The sequence below is a fragment of the Brevundimonas sp. C43 genome, from assembly GCF_030732185.1.
GTDB lineage: Bacteria > Pseudomonadota > Alphaproteobacteria > Caulobacterales > Caulobacteraceae > Brevundimonas > Brevundimonas diminuta_C.
The window spans coordinates 472,868-492,874 of sequence record NZ_CP132231.1; the positions used below are offsets into that span (position 1 = coordinate 472,868).

Sequence of the window (20,007 nt, forward strand, 5' to 3'; positions counted from 1 at the left end):
AGACATGTTCTCCAAAATCCTCATCGCCAACCGGGGCGAGATCGCGGTTCGGATCATCAAGACCTGCCGCAAGATGGGCATCCAGACGGTGCAGGTCTATTCGGAGGCCGACGCCGGGTCGCTGGCGGTCGAGATGGCCGACGAGGCGGTGCTGATCGGGCCGGCGCCGGCGGCGCAGTCCTATCTGCTGGCCGACAAGATCGTCGAGGCGGTGCGCCAGACGGGGGCGCAGGCGGTGCATCCGGGCTTTGGGTTCTTGTCTGAGAACGCGGGGTTCGCGCGGCGGCTGAGGGACGAGGGGATCGCCTTCATCGGCCCGAACCCCGAGGCGATCGAGGCCATGGGCGACAAGATCAGCTCCAAGAAGCTGGCGGCCGAGGCGGGCGTCTCGACCGTGCCGGGGCATATGGGCCTGATCGAGACGCCGGAGGAGGCGGTCAAGATCGCCAACGAGATCGGCTATCCGATCATGATCAAGGCCTCGGCCGGCGGCGGCGGCAAGGGCATCCGCGTGGCCCATTCGGACGCCGACATGGCCGAGGGGTTTGCGGCGGTGAAGGCCGAGGCGCTGAACGCCTTCGGCGACGACCGGGTCTTTTTGGAAAAGTTCATCGTCGATCCGCGCCATATCGAGATCCAGGTGCTGGGCGACAAGCACGGCCACGTCGTCCATCTGTTCGAGCGCGAATGCTCGATCCAGCGCCGCAACCAGAAGGTCATCGAGGAGGCGCCGAGCCCCTTGCTGGACGAGGCGACCCGCATGGCGATGGGCGCGCAGGCCGTCGCCCTGGCGCAGGCGGTCAACTATGACTCGGCCGGCACGGTCGAGTTCGTCGCCGGTCAGGACAAGAGCTTCTACTTCTTGGAGATGAACACCCGGCTGCAGGTCGAGCATCCGGTGACGGAGCTGATCACCGGCGTCGATCTGGTCGAACAGATGATCCGTTCGGCTTGGGGCGAGACGCTGGCCTTCGAACAGAAGGACTTGAAGATCGACGGCTGGGCCATCGAGAGCCGCATCTATGCCGAGGATCCCTATCGCGGCTTCCTGCCGTCCATCGGGCGGCTGGTCCGCTACGAGCAGCCGGAAGAGGGCGATCAGGAGGACTATACGGTCAGGAACGATTCTGGCGTCCGCGAGGGCGACGAGATCAGCATGTTCTACGACCCCATGATCGCCAAACTGTGCGCCTGGGGTGAGACGCGAGAGGCGGCGGTCGAGGGCATGGCCCGCGCGCTGGAGGACACCCACCTGTCGGGCCTGGGCCACAATGTGCCCTTCCTGGCGGCGGTGATGGATCAGGACCGGTTCAAGTCGGGCAATCTGTCGACCAGCTATATCAAGGACGAGTTCCCGGACGGCTTCCACGGCGTGAAACCAACGCAGGACCAGGAGCGGATTCTGATCGCCTCGGCCCTGGCCATGCACGAGGTCATCGCCGAACAGGACGGCGACCCGTCGGACCGGACCGACTGGATCGTGATGATCGACAAGACGCCGCACGGCGTCGGCCTGTCCTATGACGAGGACGAGGAGATGATCCTGACCCTGACGGGCGGGGGCGACATCCGACTGTCCGACATCGACTGGCGGCCGGGCCTGGCCCAGTTCAAGGCCGATCTGAACGGCGAGCCTTTCACCGCCGAGGTCAAGCGCGTCGCCGACGGCTTCGACATCCGCCACCGCGCGGCCAAGGCGCGGGTGCGGGTGCTGAGGCCGCACGTCGCCGAACTGTATGCGCGCCTGCCGGAAAAGGTCGCGGCGGACACCTCCAAGATGGTGCTGTCGCCGATGCCGGGTCTGGTGGTCTCGATCCCGGTGGTCGTCGGCCAGGAGGTCAAGACCGGCGAGACGGTGGCCATCATCGAGGCCATGAAGATGCAGAACATCCTGAAGGCCGAGCGCGACGGGGTGGTGAAGGCGGTCGGCGCCAAGGACGGCGATCCGGTGGCGGCGGACGACGTGCTGGTGGAGTTCGGGTGATGACGGGCTTTCCCGCGCCCACGCCGCTGGAATGGCGCGAGGCGGCCCAGAAGGCGCTGAAGGATCGACCGATCGAGTCGCTGATGCATCTCGACGCCGATCAGCTGGTGACGCGGCCGTTGTATGCGGGCGCGACTGGCGTGCAGCCGATCTTCGCCCCGCGTCCATCCGACTCCGAAGGCCGGGCCTGGGATCTGCGGACGCTGGTGGAGGGCGACGATGCCGAGGCGGTCAACGCCGCCGTCCTGACCGATCTGGAGAACGGCGCGGCGTCGGTGGTGCTGAAGGGGCGGGTGCTGGCGGATTCCGCGCCGCTCAGCCGGGCGCTGGAAGGCGTGGCGCTGGAGCTGGCGCCGGTCGCGCTGGACGCCGGGATTGACGGGCCGGATGCGGCCAATGCCCTGGCGGTCGTCGCCAAGGGCTCGCCGCGCGCCAAGCTGCGATTTCATATGGACCCGGTCTCGGCCTTCGCCGAGGCGGGCGGGGCGCCGCGTTCGGTGGAAGAGCATCTTAGCCTGGCGGCCAATACGGCGGCGCGCCATGCGGGCGCCTATCCCGACGCGACCTTCTTCATGGCCAGCGGGCGTGTAGCGCACGAGGCCGGCGGATCGGCGGCGCAGGAGCTGGCCTTTGCGGCCTCCAGCATCGTGGCCCATGCGAAGGCGGCGGTCGAGGCCGGGATGTCGGTCGAGGCGGCGTTGCGCGGCACGGTCGTCGGCCTGTCGGTCGATGCGGAATATTTCGACAGCCTGGCCAAGATGCGGGCCATGCGGCTGATCTGGGCCAGCCTGACCAAGGCGTTCGACTTGGATGTTCCGGCGGTTATCGAAGCGCGCTCGTCGCGGCGGATGCTGTCAGCGCGCGATCCCTGGCCCAACTTGCTGCGTTTGACGGCGGCGGGGTTCGCCGGCGCGGTCGGTGGGGCGGACGTGGTGGTGCTGGACGGCTTCACCCGCGCCTCCGGGACGTCGGACGTCTTCGCCCGGCGTCAGGCGCGGAACACCCAGCTGGTTTTGATGGAAGAGGCCAATCTGGGTCGGGTCGACGATCCGGCGGCCGGCTCCTGGTATCTGGACGCCCGCACGCGGGACCTGGCCGAGGCCGGCTGGGCCGAATTCCAGATGATCGAGGCCGAGGGCGGCCTGGTCGAGGCTTTGAAGGGTTCGGTCATCCAGCCCCGCATCGCCCGCGCCCGCGCCGTGCACGAGGCCGCGCTGACGAACGGCGCGGCTCAGATCATCGGCGTGACCAAATATGTCGATGCGGACGTCCGCTCCGCGCCGGTCGAGGCGGCCGACGCCGCGCCGTCGTCGGTGCAGCGCGTCTGCGAACCCATGACGCCGATCCGGTTCGCCGCGTCCTTCGAGGAGGCGGGCCAATGAGTTTCCCGGACTTCAGCAAGATCGCCCTGAGCCTCGACGCGACGGGGCAGGGGCCGACGCGCGATCCGTGGCTGACGCCCGAGGGGCTGACGGTCGAGACCGCCTATGGTCCCGACAGCACGGACGCGCTGGATCACCCGCATGGTCTGCCGGGGTTCGCGCCGTTCGTGCGTGGTCCTTATCCGACCATGTATGCGGGCAATCCCTGGACGATCCGGCAATACGCCGGCTTCTCGACCGCAGAGGAATCCAACGCCTTCTATCGCCGCAACCTGGCGGCCGGTCAGAAGGGGCTGAGCATCGCCTTCGACCTGGCGACGCACCGCGGCTATGACAGCGACCACCCGCGGGTGAAGGGCGACGTCGGCATGGCGGGCGTGGCCATCGACAGCATCTATGACATGCGCACCCTGTTCGGCGGGATCCCGCTGGACCAGATGTCGGTGTCGATGACGATGAACGGGGCGGTGCTGCCGATCCTGGCCCTCTATGTCGTCGCGGCCGAGGAACAGGGCGTGCCGCACGCCAAGCTGACCGGAACCATCCAGAACGACATTCTGAAGGAGTTCATGGTCCGCAACACCTACATCTATCCGCCCGAGCCCTCGATGCGGATCATCGCGGACATCTTCGCCTGGACCGCGCAGGAGACGCCGAAGTTCAACTCGATCTCCATCAGCGGCTATCACATGCAGGAGGCGGGAGCCTCGGCGGATATCGAGCTAGCCTACACCCTGGCGGACGGGATCGAATATCTGCGCGCGGGCGTCGCGGCGGGCATGCCGATCGACCGGTTCGCGCCGCGCCTGAGCTTCTTCTGGGCCATCGGCATGAACTATTTCATGGAGGTAGCCAAGATGCGCGCCGGCCGCCTGCTGTGGGCCGAGGCGGTGCGCAAGGAAGGCGGGGTCGATCCCAAGTCGCTGTCGCTGCGCGCCCACTGCCAGACGTCGGGCTGGTCTCTGGCGGCGCAGGACGTGTTCAACAATGTGCCGCGCACCATGGTCGAGGCCATGGCGGCGGCGGGCGGTCAGACGCAGAGCCTGCACACCAATGCGCTGGATGAGGCCTTGGCCCTGCCCACCGACTTCTCGGCCCGGATCGCGCGCAACACCCAGATCCTGTTGCAGCAGGAGACGGGTCTGACGCGGGTCATCGACCCCTGGGGCGGCAGCTTCTATGTCGAGCGGCTTACCCACGAACTGGCCGAACGCGCCCGCGGCCACATGGCCGAGGTCGAGGCCCTGGGCGGCATGGCCAAGGCGATCGAAGCCGGCATCCCCAAGCTGCGGATCGAGGAGTCGGCCGCCAAGACCCAGGCGCGGATCGACACCGGCCAGCAGACGGTGGTCGGGGTGAACAAATATCTGAACCCCGTCGTGGACGACATTCCGATGCTGAAGGTCGACAATGCGGCGGTGCTGGCCGCCCAGATCGACAAGCTGCAACGCCTGCGCGCCGAGCGGGATCAGGCGGCGACCGATGCGGCGCTGGACGCCCTGACAAATGGCGCACGCGGGAACGCCAACCTGCTGGAGCTGGCGGTTCAGGCCGCCCGCGCCAAGGCGACGGTGGGCGAAATCTCCGATGCGCTGGAGGCTGCCTTCGGCCGCCACGTCGCGACGGTCCAGACCGTGTCGGGCGTTTATGCCAAGGAGGCCGGCAAGGACGCCCGCTTCGCCCGCGCCCGCGAGATGGTCGCGACCTTCGTCGAGAACGACGGCGGGCCGCCGCGCATTCTGATCGCCAAACTGGGCCAGGACGGGCACGACCGGGGCCAGAAGGTCGTCGCGACCGGATACGGCGATCTGGGCTTCGACGTCACGGCCGGCAGCCTGTTCCAGACGCCATCCGAGGCGGCCCAGGAAGCGGTCGAGAAGGGCGTTCACGCAGTCGGCGCATCGTCGCTGGCGGCCGGCCACCTGACGCTGGTGCCCGAGCTGAAGGCCGAGCTGGAGAAGCTGGGCCGGCCCGACATCATGATCGTGGTTGGGGGCGTAATCCCGCCGTCCGACGTTCAGCCTCTGCTCGATATGGGCGCGGCCGCCGTCTATCCGCCCGGTTCGGCCATCGCCGACACGGCGGTCGATCTGATCGAGAAGCTGAACCAGCGTCTGGGATACGCCCAGCCCGCCCCCGACAAGGACAAGTCATGATCGGCGCCCTGAACCACGTCGGCGTCGCCACGCCGTCCATCGCCGACTCGATCAAATTGTATCGCGATATCCTCGGCGCGACGAAGATCGGCAAGCCGTTCGACCTGCCGGCGCAAGGGGTGAAGGTCTGTTTCGTCGATACGCCGACGGCTCAGATCGAGTTGATCGAGCCCTATGACGAGAACAGTCCTATCAACGGCTTCCTGGCCAAGAATCCCAAGGGCGGACAGCACCACGTCTGTTTCGAGGTCGCTGACATCCACGCCGCCATCGCCGAGATGCGCGCCAAGGGGGTGACGATCCTGGGCACAGGCGAGCCGCGCATCGGGGCGCACGGGACGCCGGTGGTCTTCCTTCATCCCAAGGAGATGGGCGGCGTGCTGATCGAACTGATGGAGACGCCGAAAGCGGGGCATTAAGCGGAGCCTTTGGTCAGGTTGGGCCGTTGAAGGCGAAACCAGAGGACATGACATGATGTCGCACCGCCTGACCGCCTTCGTCGCCATCGCCGCCCTGACCGGCGCCGCAGCCTGCTCGCGCACCGAACCCGAACAGCCCGCCGCGCCGGTCGAGCCAGCGGCCGCGCCTGCATCCGACGCGCCCTCGGTCGGCTATGCCTGCGAAAGCGGCGCGACGCTTCAGGTCCAGTATGTCGACAGCGACAACGCCAGGCTGACCCATCAGAACCAGACCTACGCCCTGCGCGCGGTGCAGGCCGCCAGCGGCGCGCGCTATATCGGCGGCGGGGTGGAATGGTGGACGGCGACGCGCGATGGGCAGGAGAGCAGCACGCTGAGTCGATTGGGGCCGGACGGCACGACCAGTGTCGCGGTGCTGGAGCGCTGCTCGCGGCCGATTCCCGGGGCGGATGCGATGCCCGGACCGCTGCCAACGCCGGGTCAGACGCCGACCGAGGCGGCCGGCGGGGTCGTGCCCGCTGCGCTGCCCTGCAAGGGGCCGCAACTGACGCTGGCGACCGGCGACGGGGATGCGGGCGCCGGAAATCGGGTCACCAATTTCAGTCTTCAGAATATCGGAACCCAGGCCTGCAGCCTGACCGGCTATCCCACAGTGACCCTGCAGGACGCGCGCGGGCGCACCCTGTCGTCCATCCGCGCCGAACAGAGCCCAGGCAGCTATTTCCGCCAAGGCCAGGCCCCGACCCCGGTGCAACTGGCGCCCCGGGCCAAGGCTTATTTTGAAATGGCCTGGAGCGTCGTGCCCAATGAAGCGATGCAAAAGACGTGTCCCGACGCGGCCACGATAAAGGTCACCGCGCCCAGCGATACGGCCGCCGTCAGTCTGCCATTCTCGTTCAGCCCCTGCGGCGGTCGCATTCGCGTCAGTCCGATCCGGGCCGAGGCCAACCCGTCTCCGGCGACCTGAGGCGGGTGGAAACCGATCGAAAATCGGCGTAGGTCGCGGCCCATGACCCAGAGCTTCTACGACCGCGTCGCCGGCGAACTGTCCGAGATCGACGCCCAGGGCCTGACCAAGCCCGAACGCATCATCGCCTCGCGCCAGGGGCCTGTGATCCAGGTCGCCGGACGCGACGTGCTGAACTTCTGCGCTAACAACTATCTTGGCCTGGCCGGCGACGAGCGCGTGACCCAGGCCGGGATGGCGGCGCAAGCGAAGTGGGGCGCGGGCACCGCGTCCGTGCGCTTCATCTGCGGCACGCTGGAGATCCACAAGGAACTGGAAGCGACGATCGCCGCCTATCTCGGTTTCGAGGACGCCATCCTGTTCGCCGCCGCCTTCGACGCCAACGGCGGTCTGTTCGAGCCGCTGCTGGGCGAGAACGATGCCATCGTCTCCGACAGCCTGAACCACGCCTCGATCATCGACGGAGTTCGGCTGTGCAAGGCCAAACGCTATCGGTTCGCCAACTCCGATATGGACGAGCTGGAGAGCCGTCTGAAGGAGGCCCGCGCGGCCGGCGCACGCGACATCATCATCGCCACGGACGGCGCCTTCTCGATGGACGGCTATATCGCCAAGCTGGATGAGATCCGGGTGCTGGCCGACAGATACGACGCCCTGATCATGGTCGACGACTGCCACGCGACGGGCTTCCTGGGGCCGCAAGGCAAGGGCTCGTTCGCCCATCACGGCGTCGAGGTGGATTTCGTCACCGGCACCTTCGGCAAGGCCCTGGGCGGCGCCATGGGCGGCTTCATCTGCGCCAGGAAGTCGGTAGTCGAACTGCTGAAGCAGCGGGCCCGGCCCTATCTGTTCTCCAACGCCCTGGCGCCGGCCGTGTGCGGGTCCAGCCTGGAGGCGATCCGCATCGCCCAAGGGACGGAAGGCGATGCATTGCGCACCCGCTTGTCGGCCAACGCCCATCGCTATCGCGGGGCCATGTCGGACGCAGGCTTCACCCTGCTGGACGGCGAACATCCGATCATCCCGGTCATGCTGGGCGACGCCAAGCTGGCGCAGGATTTCGCGGCGCGGGCGCTGGAGCTGGGCGTCTATGTGATCGGGTTCAGCTTCCCGGTGGTTCCGCGCGGCCAGGCTCGCATCCGCACGCAGATGTCGGCGGCCCATACCTTCGACCAGATCGACCGGACGGTCGAAGTGTTCACCCAGGCGGGACGTGAACTGGGCGTCATTTAGCCCCGTTCGCCCGCCATCGGCGAAGACCAAGCGGCGAGGAGGCGTGGGGCCTCAGCCGCAGGTTTCGGGATGAACCCGGAGCCGTGATTTCAGGGAGTTGAGACTATGACCGACACGATGAAAGCCCTGGCCAAGACCGCGCCCGGCGTCGGCCTGGAACTGATCGACGCCCCGATCCCCGAGGCGGGACCGGAAGACGTGCTGATCCGGGTGCATCGCACCGCCGTCTGCGGCACCGACATCCACATCTGGAACTGGGACGAATGGTCCCAGAAGAACGTCCCGACCCCGATGATCACCGGCCACGAGTTCGCCGGCGAGATCGTCGCCATCGGCAAGGACGTCGATCGTCCGCTGAGGATCGGCCAGCGCGTCTCGGCCGAGGGCCACGTCATCGACCTGAACTCCGAAGCGGCCCGCGCCGGACATTTCCACCTGGACCCCAAGACGCGCGGCATTGGCGTGAACCGCCAGGGCGCCTTCGCCGAGTTCGTGGTGGCGCCAGCCTTCAACGTGATCGAACTGCCGGACGACGTGCCCTATGAGATCGGCTCGATCCTCGATCCGTTCGGCAACGCGGTTCACACCGCCCAGCAATTCGACCTTCTGGGAGAGGACGTGCTGGTCACCGGCGCCGGCCCCATCGGCATGATGGCCGCCGCCGTGGCGCGTCATGCGGGCGCGCGGACCGTGGTCCTGACCGACATCAACGACTTCCGGCTTGAGCTGGCGCAGAAGGTGGCGCCGGGCGTTCGCACCGTGAATACGACCAAGGAAGACATCCATGATGTCATGAAGGAGCTGGGCCTGAAGGTCGGCTTTGACGTGGCGCTGGAGATGTCGGGTTCGCCCATCGCCTTCAAACAGTGCGTCGACACTCTGATCATGGGCGGCGGCATGGCGCTGCTGGGCATTCCCGGCAAGCCGATGGAAACCGACTGGGGCGCGATCATCCTGAAGGCCCTGACGATCAAGGGCGTCTACGGCCGCGAAATGTTCACCACCTGGCGTAAGATGCTGGGCCTGCTGAAGGCCGGTCTGGACCTCAGCCCGCTGATCACGCACCGCCTAGGCTACGCCGACTACCGCGAAGGCTTCGAAGCCATGAAGTCGGGCCAGTCAGGCAAGGTCGTGCTAGACTGGGACAAGGCCGCCTGAGAGACGAGCGCCGCTGATCAGACAGCCAGCAACTGTTTGATCAGCGCCTTTTCGAACCCCTTGGTCTCCGAGCCCGGCAAAACCTCGCTGATTTCGCCGCTTTCGAACAAGGCGAAGACCTTGGGGTGGACGTAGGAGGCGCGGCAGACGGTGGGGGTGTTGCCCAAGAGGCCGGCGACGGCCTTCACGCAGACGGTGATCTTTCGCTTGGCGTCGGTGGGCGAGGTCGGGGCCTCGGTGTCGCGCAGCGCCCGCGCCGCCGAGACGGTGCCGGCCCAGGTGCGGAAGTCCTTGGCCGAGAACTGCTCGCCCATCGCCCCGCGAATGTAGGCGTTCACATCATCGGAATCGACCGGGCACAACGTGCCGTCGGCCGCGCGGTATTTGAACAGTTGCTGGCCGGGCAGGCCTTCCAGCTGCCGTACGACCTTGGCAAGGCGCCGGTCCTTGACGCTGACGCTGTGATCCTTGCCGCTCTTGCCGCGAAACTCGAACGTCAGGGCCGCGCCGTCCACGTCGATGTGGCGTTTGTGCAGGGTCGTCAGGCCGTAGCTGCGGTTCTGTTTGGCGTAGATGGAGTTGCCGACGCGGATCAGGGTGATCTCCAGCAGGCGCACGGCGGTGGCCAGCACCTTGTCGCGACAGACGCCGCGAAGGGCCAGGTCATGTTCGACCTTGTCGCGCAATTTCGGCAGATTGCGCGAGAAGGCGGGCAGCTTGTCGAACTTGTTTTCGGAGCGGGCCGTGCTCCAGTCGTTGTGATAGCGGTATTGCTTGCGGCCCTTCACGTCCCGGCCGGTCGCCTGGATATGGCCGTTGGCCTTGGGACAGATCCAGACGTCGGTCCAGGCGGGCGGAATGGCCAGGGCGCGGATGCGGTCCAGGGTCTTGGCATCGGTGACGGTCTTGCCCTTGGCGTCGCGATACGACCAGCCCTTGCCTGCGCGGCGGCGGGTCAGGCCCGCGAACTCGTCGCTGCAATAGCTGAGGCCTTGGGGGACTTCGGCGGCGATGTCGAAGGCGTGTGATCCGTCGGCCATCACCCGTTCGCCTTTTCGAGGCGGTCATGAAGGCGTTTGATCCACCGCTCTGCGGGATCGCCGCCCCAAAGCAGCCAGGCGATGTAGCCGGCCGAAGGATCGGTGCGGCTGCCCCAGCCCTTGCCGTCCTTGTACACGGTGTGGCGGGCGAAGTAGCTGTAGATATCCTTGATGTCCTTGTCCGAGACGGGCTTCTGATCCGCCAACTGATGGGCGCGGCGTACGCCGACCTCGGTCCCGCCCCGGTCGTGCTCGTCGCGCAGGTCGAGACCGCGTTTGGCCTGGGTCGCGACTCCCTTTGGCGGGGTGCGTTGCGCGTCGGTGAGAGTGGTTTTGGCGGCCATCGCATCTTTCCGTACAAGGACTTGGGCCGAACGCCGTGTCTGGCGCGCGAGTTCCGCTTGACCGCGCGGGCCGGGCGCGAGACGAGGCGGCATGAACTATCGCCACAGCTTTCACGCCGGAAACTTCGCCGACCTGGTCAAGCATGCCCTGGTGCTTTGGTTGGTGAAGGCTAGGCAGGCGGCGGGGCCGCTGACGGTTTTCGACACCCACGCGGGGGCGGGGCTTTACGATCTGTCGGGGGATGGCGCGCGGTCGAAGGAGGCCGAGGCCGGCGTGGCGCGGCTGATGTCCGCGGAGGGGCGGACGCCCCTGATGGACGCGCTGGCGGACGAGGTCGCGGCGCTGAATCCTGTGGGCGGGGCTCGGTTCTACCCGGGGTCGCCGTTGTTGATTGCGGACGCGCTGACGCCCGGCGGTCGCTATGTCGGGTTCGAGCTGAACTCGCCGGTGCGGGCCATGCTGGCCGAGGCGCTGGCGGGGCAAGCGAACGCCGAGGCGCGCGAGGGCGACGGCTATGCGGCGGTGGCGGTTGAGGCGGCGAAGGCGCGCGGTCCGCTGGTGCTGATCGACCCGCCGTTCGAGAAGCCCGACGACTATATCCGTTCGGCCGAGACCGCGATTTCGGTGGTGAGGCGCGATCCAACGGCGACGGTGGCCATCTGGACGCCGTTGAAGGATATGGAGACCTTCGACGGCTTCATCCGGCGGCTGCAGGGCAAGGCGGGGCCGACCCTGGTCGCCGAGGCGCGGCTGAGGCCGTTGACCAATCCGATGAAGATGAACGGCTGCGCCATGGTGGTGGTCAATCCGCCGGCGGGCGCGGAAGCGGCTGCGACCGAGATCTGCGGCTGGGTCGCGGGGGCGCTGGGCGAAACGGGCGGACGGGGCGAGGTCTGGACCTTCTGACGCTAGTCACTAGGTTGGGTGCATGACGCGCATCGCCATTCTGGAAACCGGACACCCGCCGGAGCATCTGAAGGACGATTTCGACGACTATCCGGCGCGGTTTCGGGCCTTGCTGGGCGAGGGCGTGCCGACGACGCGGTTCGACGTGCAGTCGGGCCAACTGCCGGGCGATCCCTCGGCGTTTCAGGGGGCCATCGTCACGGGGTCGGCGGCGGGGGTCTATGACGAACTGCCGTGGATCCCGCAGTTGATTGACTGGCTGAGGGCGGCGCGGGGTCAGACGCGGCTGGTCGGCATCTGTTTCGGGCATCAGGCGCTGGCCCATGCGTTCGGCGGCGTGGTGGAGAAATCGTCCAAGGGCTGGGGCGTGGGGCTGCACCGCTATGACGTGCGCGAGGATGCGCCGTGGATGCATCCACGGGCGCGGACGATCGCCATTCCCGTGTCGCACCAGGATCAGGTCGTCGCGGTTTCGGACGATGCGCGGGTGATCGCCTCCAGCGGCTTTACGCCTTACGCCGGTCTGGCCTGGGGCGACGATGCGATCTCGTTCCAGTGCCACCCGGAGTTTCAGCCGGACTACGCGGCGGCGCTGATAGAGGGGCGGCGTGGGGCGCGCATCCCGCATGATGTGGCGGATCAGGCGATCGACAGTCTGAAGCGGCCCAACGACCGGGCGGTGCTGACCGCCTGGATCCGCGCCTTCCTGCTGCTGACCCCGCCGCCGGTCGAGGATGACGGCAGCGGGATCTAGAGGCCCAGCAGCCGGATCAGCGCCAGCGTCAGCGCTACAAGGGCGCCCAGCGACAGGATGACGGCGGCGACGACGCGGCCGCCGGCGCGGGCGACGGCGCGGATGTCGGTCTGGAGACCCAAAGCGGCCATGGCGACGACGGTCAGCAGGCTGGAGGCGGCGGCCATAGGCGCCAGCGCGGCCTGCGGGATCAGGTCAAACGAGCGCAGGCCGATCATGACAAGGAAACCGATGATGAACCAAGGCAGCAGGCGCGACAGGCCGGGCTTTGCAGCGCCGGGCGCACGCTCGCGGAAGATCAGCGACAGGGCGAGGATGACGGGGCCGAGCATCAGCACTCGCACCAGCTTGACCACCGTGCCGGTTTGCGTGGCGACGGCGCCGAAGGGCGCAGCGGCGGCCAGAACCTGCGGCACCGCATAGACGGTTAGACCGGCCAGGGCGCCGTATTGCAGGCCGTTTAGATGGATTAGCCCGCCCAGCAGGGGCAGGGCCAGGACAACGATCACGCCGAGCACGGCGGTGAAGGCGATGGAGGCGGCGACCTCTTTCCCGTCGGCGTCGATGACGGGGGCGACGGCGGCGATGGCGGAGTTGCCGCAGATGGCGTTGCCGCAGGCGACCAGCAGGGCCATGCGCGTGTTCAGGCCCAGTGCGCGGCCGACGCCGAAACCGACGACGATGGCGAGCGCGACCAGGGCGAAGATGCCTGGGACGAAGCCGACGCCGAGCGACGACAGGGTGGCGGCGCTGACCGAGGCGCCCAGCAGGACAACCGCAACCTCCAGCAGGGTCTTGGCCGAGAAGTCGATGCCGGCCTTGAACCGCGTATCGGGCGTCCAGGCGGTGCGGACGGCGGCGCCCAGCAGGATGGCCAGCACCAGCGGCTCCAGCCAGACATGGCCGATCACGTCGCGCTCGATGCTTGTCAGGCCGATGGCCGCCAGCGTCACCAGCAGGCACAGCATGACGCCCGGCCGGATCGTGCGCCCGAACGCCGTCGCTGACGCCGTGGGCGGTGTGTGCGCGGACGCGGGCAGGGCGGCGGACTTCATCGTCAAGCGTGATGCGCCAACCCTCGACGGCCGTCCAACGGATAGTTATGCTCGTTTCAATCCGATTTGGAGATTGATCGTGACCCTGGAACGCCTGCGTATCTTCGTCGCTGTCGCCGAGCGTGACCACGTGACGGCGGCGGCGCGGGCGCTGAATCTGACCCAGTCGGCCGTGTCGAACGCTCTGGCGGCGTTGGAAGCCGAGCATGACGTGCGGCTATTCGATCGGGTCGGGCGGGGCGTCGTGCTGAACGAAACCGGTCGCGCCTTCCTGCCCGAGGCCAAGGCGGTGCTGGCGCGAGCGGCGGCGGCCGAGGCGGCGCTGGCGGACATGAGCGCCCTGCGGCGTGGGCGGCTGGCGGTGTTCGCCAGCCAGACCATCGCCAGCTACTGGCTGCCGCGCCGGCTGGTGGATTTCCATACGGCCTATCCCGGCGTCGAACTGGCCGTCGAGATCGGCAACACGCGCGAGGCGGCGCAGGCGGTGCTGAGCGGCGCCGCCGAGATTGGCCTGGTCGAGGGGGCGGTGGACGAACCGGCCCTGTCGCAAGTTCAGGTGGGGTCGGACCGGCTGGCCGTGCTGGTGACGCCGGACCATCCGTGGGCGACGCGACGTCGGCTGGAGGCGAAGGATCTGGCGGGCCAGCCATGGGTGTTGCGCGAAGTCGGATCGGGCACGCGATCGACGCTGGAGGCTGCGGTGCGGGACATGGGGGTCGATCCCGCGACCCTGTCGGTGTCGATGACCCTGCCGTCGAACGAGGCCGTGCTGGCGGCGGCCGAGGCGGGGGCAGGAGCCACGGCCCTGTCGGAAAGCGTGGCCTATGCGTCGGTGGCCGCAGGGCGGCTGGTGACAGCACCCTTCACCCTGCCCGAGCGACCGTTCCGCCTGTTACGACACAGGGAACGGTATCGCAGCCGGGCCGGCGACGTGTTCGTCGAAGCGATGGGCTAGGGCCACTTCACCACCGGCGGCATGGACGACAGGATCGAGTCGACGTTCCCGCCCGTCTTCAGTCCGAACATGGTGCCGCGGTCGTAGAGCAGGTTGAACTCGACGTAGCGGCCCCGGCGAATCAGCTGTTCCTCGCGCTCATCGGCCGTCCAGGGCTCGGCCATGCGCGCGGCGACGATGCGAGGATACACGTCCAGGAAGGCCAGGCCGATGTCGCGGGTGAAGGCGAAGTCGCGGTCATAGTCGCCGCTGTCGTGATGGTCGTAAAAGACGCCACCGGTGCCTCGGGGCTCCTTGCGGTGGGGCAGATAGAAATACTCGTCGCACCAGGCCTTGTATTTGGCGTGCCAGGTCGGGTCGTGGGCGTCGCAGGCGGACTGCATGGCGGCGTGGAAGGCGACGGTGTCGGGGTGATCCTGACGACGATCCGCCATCAGCACGGGCGTCAGGTCGCCGCCGCCGCCGAACCAGCTTTTTGTCGTGGCGATGAAGCGGGTGTTCATGTGAACCGCGGGAATGCGCGGGCTGACGGGGTGACAGATCAGGCTGATTCCCGTCGCGAAGAAGCGCGGATCGACGTCGGCGCCGGGCACGTTCTTGGCGTAGTCCGCGGGAAAGGCGCCATGCACCGTCGAGACGTGGACGCCGACCTTTTCGAACAGGCGGCCGTGCATCATACCCATGACGCCGCCGCCGCCCTCGGGCCGTTCCCATGCGGTGCGGACGAAGCGGCCGGGCTCGCCGGGGAACAGGTCGGCGGGGGCGGCATCCTCCAGCGCCTCGAAGGCGGCGTGGATGCGGTCGCGCAGATGTTCGAACCAGGCGCGGGTCTCGACCTTCTTCAGGTCGAGCGGATCGGAGAAGACGGCGTCGCTCATGGCGCGCTTGAACCACGTCGCGGCGGCGGCGTCATCCGGACAGGTTGTCATAAGCAGAATCGCGGGCGCTAATGGCCGCCTGCCGTTTTCAGGAAGCCCGCCCATGATCCGCCGTCTCGTCTTCGTCGCCGTCGCCTCATTCGCGCTGGGAGGGGCGGCCCACGCTCAGGACGCCGATGAGGCGAGAGTGATGGAGATTCTGAAGACCACGCCGCTGATCGACGGGCACAACGACCTGCCGTGGGCGCTGCGACAGCAGTACGGAAACGACGTTTACGCCGTTGATCTGACGAAGAATCTGGCTGTGTCGACCAAACTGCATACCGACATCGCGCGCCTGCGGGCCGGGGGTGTCGGAGGGCAGTTCTGGTCCGTCTATGTGCCCGCCAGCCTGACGCCGCTGGAGGCGGTCGAGGAAACCTTTGAGCAGATCGATACGGCCAAGCGAATCATTGCCGCCCATCCCGATTCCTTCGGCCTGGCGACCACGGCGGACGAGGTGGATGCGGTGTTCAAGTCCGGCCGGATCGCCAGCCTGATCGGGATGGAGGGCGGCTATTCGATCGACGATTCCCTGGCCCTGCTGCGGGAATTCTACCGGGCCGGCGCGCGCTACATGACCTTGACCCACTCCAAGACCACGACATGGGCCGACAGCGCGACGGACGCGCCGAAATGGGGCGGGCTCAGCCCGTTCGGGGAAGCAGTGGTCAAGGAGATGAACCGGCTGGGCATGATGGTCGACCTGAGCCACGTCTCCGAGGAGACGATGCTGGACGCCATGCGCGTGTCCGATGCGCCGGTGATCTTCTCCCATTCGTCGGCGCGGGCGGTCACGGATCATCCGCGCAACGTGCCGGATCGGGTGCTGCGGATGATGCCGCAGGACGGCGGCATCGTGATGATCAACCTCGCGCCCGGCTTCGTGTCCGAGGCGGTGCGGGCCTGGAACGGGGCCAAGGCGGGCGAGGAGGCGCGGCTGAAGACCCTGAACCCCGGCGATCCCGGCGCGGTCGAGGCCGGGCTGACGGCCTGGACCGCCGCCAATCCGACGCCTCAGGCGACCCTGGCCGACGTCGTGGCGCACATTCAGCACGTGCGCGAGGTTGCGGGCATCGACCATGTCGGCCTGGGCGCCGACTTCGACGGGATCGGCAGCCTGCCGGAAGGCATGGGCGGGGTGGACGCCTACCCCCGCATCCTGGCGGCCCTGATGGCGGCGGGCTGGACCGAGGCCGACATCCGCAAGATCGCCGGCGAGAACCTGCTGCGGGTCATGCGGGCGGTCGAGGCCGTTGCGGCGTCAAAGGCGGGTGAACGGCCGTCCATGGCGCGGCGGGAGCCCGCGCCGGCTCAGAACTGACCGACCCCGCCCGTCTGCCGCAGGCCCTCCCACAGGGCGATGCCGGCGGTGACCGACAGGTTCAGCGAGCGGGCGTCGGGTCGCAGCGGCACGACGACACGGGCGTCGGCGGCGGCGTGGACATAGTCGGGGGCGCCGGCGCTTTCCTTGCCGAACAGCAGGGTGTCGTCAGGCTGGAAGACGAAATCGGGCAGCGGCGTCGCGCCCTTGGTCGTAAGCAGCACCAGCCGCCCGGCCGGACGATCCGCCTGAAACGCATCCCAGTCGGCGTGGCGGGTCATGTGCGACAGCGGGCCGTAGTCGAGGGCAGCGCGTTTCATGGCGCGGTCATCGAAACGGAAGCCCGTCGGCTCGATCACATGCAGATCGACGCCGAAACAGGCCGACAATCGGATGCAGGCTCCGACGTTCTGAGGAATGTCCGGTTGAAAAAGGGCGAGACGCATTCTAAGGCCTGACATACGCGCGGCGAGGGGGTTTGTCGCGGTCTGTTTGCGAGCGTTTCGCAAGAAACGTCAGCAGCTTGCGTCCAAACCGGCGCAAGTCACGGGCCGTCGGGGTTTCCCGGCGTCTTTTGTTGGTTCGTGCCGTGGCTCGGGACGCCCTTGGGGGTCTTCTGCGGCGTTCGAGAGGTGGAAACGTGGCCGAATCGGTCGTGCATACGGAAGACGGTCACAGCCCTGAGGGCGGTGATCCCAATCGTCGGGACTTTATCTACATCGCGGCGGGCGCCGCAGCGGTCGGCGCGGGCGCCATGATCGCCTGGCCGCTGATCAACCAGATGAATCCGGCGGCCGATACGCTGGCGCTGGCATCGATCGAGTTCGACCTGACCAAGGTTCAGGAAGGCCAGCAGGTCGTCATCAAATGGCAGGGCAAGCCGGTGTTCGTGCGTTACCGCACCCCGGCCGAGCTGCAGAAGGTCATTGCGGACGACAACGCGCCTGACCTGAAACAGCCCCAGACCGACGCCGAGCGCACCAAGCCCGGTCACGAGAAATATCTGGTCGTCATCGGTTCGTGCACGCACCTGGGCTGCGTGCCAACCTTCGGCGCGGGTGATTACGGCGGCTGGTTCTGCCCCTGCCACGGCTCACACTACGACGCCTCAGGCCGCATTCGTAAGGGGCCGGCGCCTCTGAACCTGGTGGTGCCGGAATACGATTATCTGTCCGACACCCGCGTCAAGATCGGCTGAGGACCAAGGGGGAATCATGAGCGATCACGAGAGCACCTACGTCCCGAAGACGGGCGTCGAGAAGTGGCTGGACACCCGGCTGCCGATCATCCGTTTCGGCGCGGACTACATGTCCCTGCCGACGCCGCGGAACCTGAACTATTGGTGGACCTTCGGCGGCATCCTGGCCCTGTGCCTGATGACGCAGATCGTCACCGGCATCGTTCTGGCCATGCACTATACGCCCAACGTCGACCTGGCTTTCGCCTCGGTCGAGCGCATCATGCGCGACGTGAACGGCGGCTGGCTGATCCGCTACGTCCACGCCAACGGCGCGTCGATGTTCTTCATCGCCGTTTACCTGCACATGCTGCGCGGCCTCTACTACGGCTCGTACAAGGCGCCGCGCGAGATGATCTGGATCATCGGCTGCGTGATCTTCTTCCTGATGATCGCCACCGCCTTCCTGGGCTACGTCCTGCCGTGGGGCCAGATGTCGTTCTGGGGCGCTGAGGTCATCACCAACCTGATCGGCGCCATCCCGGTGCTGGGCGAGCCGATCCTGATCTGGCTGCGCGGCGGCCCGGCGATCGACAATGCGACGCTGAACCGCTTCTTCTCGCTGCACTATCTGCTGCCGTTCGCCATCTTGGGCTGCGTCGTGCTGCACCTTTGGGCGCTGCACTCGGCCGGTCAGAACAACCCGGTCGGCATCCTGATCCCGAAGGATCGGGAGAACAAGGACACGCTGCCCTTCCACCCGTATTTCACGGTCAAGGACGGCTTTGCGATCATCCTGTTCCTGATCCTGTTCGCCATCTTCGTCTTCTATCAGCCGAACGCTCTGGGCCACGCCGACAACTACATCCCGGCCAACCCGCTGCAGACGCCGGCGCACATCGTGCCCGAGTGGTACATGCTGCCCTTCTACGCGATCCTGCGCGCCATCCCGGACAAGTTCGGCGGCGTGGTGGCGATGTTCAGCGCCATCGGCGTGCTGTTCGTCCTGCCCTGGCTGGACACGTCGAAGGTGCGCTCGATGCGCTATCGCCCGACGATGCGGACCTTCTTCATCATCTTCCTGGTGGTGGGCGTGGGCCTGGGCTGGTGCGGTGGTCAGCTGCCTGACGCGCCGGTGATCGGGTCGTTCAAGACCTTCACCCTGATCGACGGCGACCTGAACTCCTACCTGTGGCTGACGCGGGTCTTCACCCTCTACTACTTCGTCTTCTTCCTGATCATCATGCCTTTGGTCGGGTTGAAGGAGCAGCCGCTGCCGATCCCGGCGACGATCTCCGAGCCGGTCCTGACCGGCCCGGGCGCCGTCGAGCACAAGGTCTGAAAATCATGACGATTGGAATGAAGACCGTGTCGTTCAAGACGATCATCGCCTCGGCCGCCATCGCGCTGGGCCTGTTGAGCGCGGCCGCTCCCGCCATGGCGGCAGGCGCTGCGGCCCATCCGCGGTCTGGCGGGTTCAGCTTCGAGGGGCCGTTCGGCACCTATGACCAGGGCCAGCTTCAACGCGGTTACAAGGTCTATCACGAGGTCTGCGCCGCCTGTCACAGCATGAACCTGATGCACTATCGGAACCTGGGCGACCGTCATGGGCCGTTCTGGAATCCGAAGTACCCGAACCCGAACGACAACCCCGTCGTGAAGGCTCTGGCCAAGGAAAATCAGGTCGGCGACATCGACAGCGAGACCGGCGAGGCCATTCAGCGCGACGCCACGCCCGCCGACAAGTTCCGCGCCCCCTATCCGAACGCCACGGCGGCGGCGGCAGGCAACGGCGGCGCTGCGCCGCCTGATCTTTCGGTCATGGCCAAGGCCCGTCACGACGGCGCCAACTACATCTATTCGCTGCTGTCGGGCTACAAGGCCGCGCCGGCCGGCCTGCAGATCCGCGAAGGTCAGCACTACAACCCCTATATGGCCGGCGACCTGACGCCGTTCTGGACGGGCGACCACAAGGACGTTCCGCCCGGCGGCTTCATCGCCATGCCGCCGCCGCTTCAGAACGGTCAAGTGACCTATGACGACGGCTCGCCGCAGACGGTCGATCAATACGCCAAGGACGTCGCGGCCTTCATCGCCTGGACGTCCGAGCCGAAGATGGTCGAGCGCAAGCAGGCCGGTCTGGGTGTGATGATCTATCTGCTGCTGTTCGCCGGCATCACCTATGTCGCCTACCGCCGCATCTGGAAGGGCGTCGCCCACTAAGGGCATCGCCGC

The 20,007-nt window shown here is 67.2% G+C and carries 19 protein-coding genes; 14 read left to right on the forward strand and 5 right to left on the reverse strand.

Going from position 1 to position 20,007, the window contains the following annotated elements:
- Nucleotides 1-4: 4 nt before the first annotated feature.
- From Q9R14_RS02350 to tdh, 7 genes are all read left to right on the forward strand, one after another.
- Nucleotides 5-1,984, forward strand: a complete 1,980-nt coding sequence (locus tag Q9R14_RS02350) for an acetyl/propionyl/methylcrotonyl-CoA carboxylase subunit alpha (protein ID WP_306003361.1) — start codon at nucleotides 5-7, stop codon at nucleotides 1,982-1,984.
- The gene (locus Q9R14_RS02355) at nucleotides 1,984-3,366 is read left to right on the forward strand and encodes a methylmalonyl-CoA mutase family protein (protein ID WP_306003362.1); all 1,383 of its coding nucleotides are present in this window, start codon (nucleotides 1,984-1,986) and stop codon (nucleotides 3,364-3,366) included. Before Q9R14_RS02350 ends, Q9R14_RS02355 begins: the two co-directional genes overlap by 1 nt.
- Nucleotides 3,363-5,522 carry a methylmalonyl-CoA mutase gene (scpA, locus tag Q9R14_RS02360; RefSeq protein ID WP_306003363.1) on the forward strand — a complete coding sequence of 720 codons (2,160 nt, stop codon included), beginning with the start codon at nucleotides 3,363-3,365 and terminating at the stop codon, nucleotides 5,520-5,522. Before Q9R14_RS02355 ends, scpA begins: the two co-directional genes overlap by 4 nt.
- Nucleotides 5,519-5,941, forward strand: coding sequence for a methylmalonyl-CoA epimerase (gene mce / locus Q9R14_RS02365; RefSeq protein ID WP_306003364.1), 423 nt, complete (start codon nucleotides 5,519-5,521; stop codon nucleotides 5,939-5,941). Before scpA ends, mce begins: the two co-directional genes overlap by 4 nt.
- Before the next feature lie 52 nt (nucleotides 5,942-5,993).
- A complete protein-coding gene (locus Q9R14_RS02370; protein WP_306003365.1) occupies nucleotides 5,994-6,908 on the forward strand; it encodes a DUF4232 domain-containing protein in 915 nt (304 codons plus the stop codon).
- Between the two features lie 42 nt (nucleotides 6,909-6,950).
- A complete protein-coding gene (locus Q9R14_RS02375) occupies nucleotides 6,951-8,141 on the forward strand; it encodes a glycine C-acetyltransferase (protein ID WP_306003366.1) in 1,191 nt (396 codons plus the stop codon).
- 117 nt (nucleotides 8,142-8,258) lie between these two features.
- Nucleotides 8,259-9,299, forward strand: coding sequence for an L-threonine 3-dehydrogenase (gene tdh / locus Q9R14_RS02380; protein ID WP_367269514.1), 1,041 nt, complete (start codon nucleotides 8,259-8,261; stop codon nucleotides 9,297-9,299).
- A 17-nt stretch (nucleotides 9,300-9,316) separates the two neighbouring features.
- Here the strand turns inward: tdh and Q9R14_RS02385 are convergent, their stop codons facing one another.
- On the reverse strand, nucleotides 9,317-10,339 hold the full coding sequence (locus Q9R14_RS02385) for a DNA topoisomerase IB (RefSeq protein ID WP_306003367.1): 1,023 nt from the start codon (nucleotides 10,337-10,339) through the stop codon (nucleotides 9,317-9,319).
- The gene (locus tag Q9R14_RS02390) at nucleotides 10,339-10,683 is read right to left on the reverse strand and encodes a hypothetical protein (protein ID WP_306003368.1); all 345 of its coding nucleotides are present in this window, start codon (nucleotides 10,681-10,683) and stop codon (nucleotides 10,339-10,341) included. Before Q9R14_RS02390 ends, Q9R14_RS02385 begins: the two co-directional genes overlap by 1 nt.
- Nucleotides 10,684-10,774: 91 nt before the next feature.
- On the opposite strand from Q9R14_RS02390, the gene rlmJ reads away from it, so the two are divergent.
- Both rlmJ and Q9R14_RS02400 read left to right on the forward strand, forming a co-directional pair.
- The gene (gene rlmJ, locus Q9R14_RS02395; RefSeq protein ID WP_306003369.1) at nucleotides 10,775-11,590 is read left to right on the forward strand and encodes a 23S rRNA (adenine(2030)-N(6))-methyltransferase RlmJ; all 816 of its coding nucleotides are present in this window, start codon (nucleotides 10,775-10,777) and stop codon (nucleotides 11,588-11,590) included.
- Nucleotides 11,591-11,612: 22 nt separating this feature from the next.
- Nucleotides 11,613-12,344, forward strand: a complete 732-nt coding sequence (locus Q9R14_RS02400) for a type 1 glutamine amidotransferase (protein ID WP_306003370.1) — start codon at nucleotides 11,613-11,615, stop codon at nucleotides 12,342-12,344.
- Here Q9R14_RS02400 and Q9R14_RS02405 read toward each other — a convergent pair.
- On the reverse strand, nucleotides 12,341-13,399 hold the full coding sequence (locus Q9R14_RS02405; RefSeq protein WP_306004109.1) for a YeiH family protein: 1,059 nt from the start codon (nucleotides 13,397-13,399) through the stop codon (nucleotides 12,341-12,343). The genes Q9R14_RS02400 and Q9R14_RS02405 overlap by 4 nt on opposite strands.
- 79 nt (nucleotides 13,400-13,478) lie before the next feature.
- Between Q9R14_RS02405 and Q9R14_RS02410 the strand changes: the two genes are divergently transcribed.
- Nucleotides 13,479-14,354 (forward strand): LysR family transcriptional regulator, encoded by an 876-nt coding sequence (locus Q9R14_RS02410; RefSeq protein ID WP_184277428.1) that lies wholly within the window; start codon nucleotides 13,479-13,481, stop codon nucleotides 14,352-14,354.
- Here Q9R14_RS02410 and hemF read toward each other — a convergent pair.
- Nucleotides 14,351-15,232, reverse strand: a complete 882-nt coding sequence (hemF, locus tag Q9R14_RS02415; protein WP_306004110.1) for an oxygen-dependent coproporphyrinogen oxidase — start codon at nucleotides 15,230-15,232, stop codon at nucleotides 14,351-14,353. The genes Q9R14_RS02410 and hemF overlap by 4 nt on opposite strands.
- Nucleotides 15,233-15,335: 103 nt before the next feature.
- Here hemF and Q9R14_RS02420 point away from each other — a divergent pair, with 103 nt between their 5' ends.
- Entirely contained in the window at nucleotides 15,336-16,595 is a 1,260-nt protein-coding gene (locus tag Q9R14_RS02420) for a dipeptidase (protein ID WP_306003371.1), read from the forward strand.
- On the opposite strand, the gene Q9R14_RS02425 is transcribed toward Q9R14_RS02420, so the two are convergent.
- Entirely contained in the window at nucleotides 16,586-17,041 is a 456-nt protein-coding gene (locus Q9R14_RS02425; protein WP_039245600.1) for a tRNA (cytidine(34)-2'-O)-methyltransferase, read from the reverse strand. The genes Q9R14_RS02420 and Q9R14_RS02425 overlap by 10 nt on opposite strands.
- Nucleotides 17,042-17,235: 194 nt before the next feature.
- Between Q9R14_RS02425 and petA the strand changes: the two genes are divergently transcribed.
- From petA to Q9R14_RS02440, 3 genes are read left to right on the forward strand one after another with little or no spacing between them, the layout of a single operon-like run.
- Nucleotides 17,236-17,793 carry a ubiquinol-cytochrome c reductase iron-sulfur subunit gene (petA, locus tag Q9R14_RS02430; RefSeq protein ID WP_039245599.1) on the forward strand — a complete coding sequence of 186 codons (558 nt, stop codon included), beginning with the start codon at nucleotides 17,236-17,238 and terminating at the stop codon, nucleotides 17,791-17,793.
- A gap of 16 nt (nucleotides 17,794-17,809) precedes the next feature.
- The gene (locus Q9R14_RS02435) at nucleotides 17,810-19,114 is read left to right on the forward strand and encodes a cytochrome b/b6 (protein WP_306003372.1); all 1,305 of its coding nucleotides are present in this window, start codon (nucleotides 17,810-17,812) and stop codon (nucleotides 19,112-19,114) included.
- A gap of 5 nt (nucleotides 19,115-19,119) precedes the next feature.
- Nucleotides 19,120-19,995 carry a cytochrome c1 gene (locus Q9R14_RS02440; RefSeq protein ID WP_200918537.1) on the forward strand — a complete coding sequence of 292 codons (876 nt, stop codon included), beginning with the start codon at nucleotides 19,120-19,122 and terminating at the stop codon, nucleotides 19,993-19,995.
- Nucleotides 19,996-20,007: the final 12 nt, after the last annotated feature.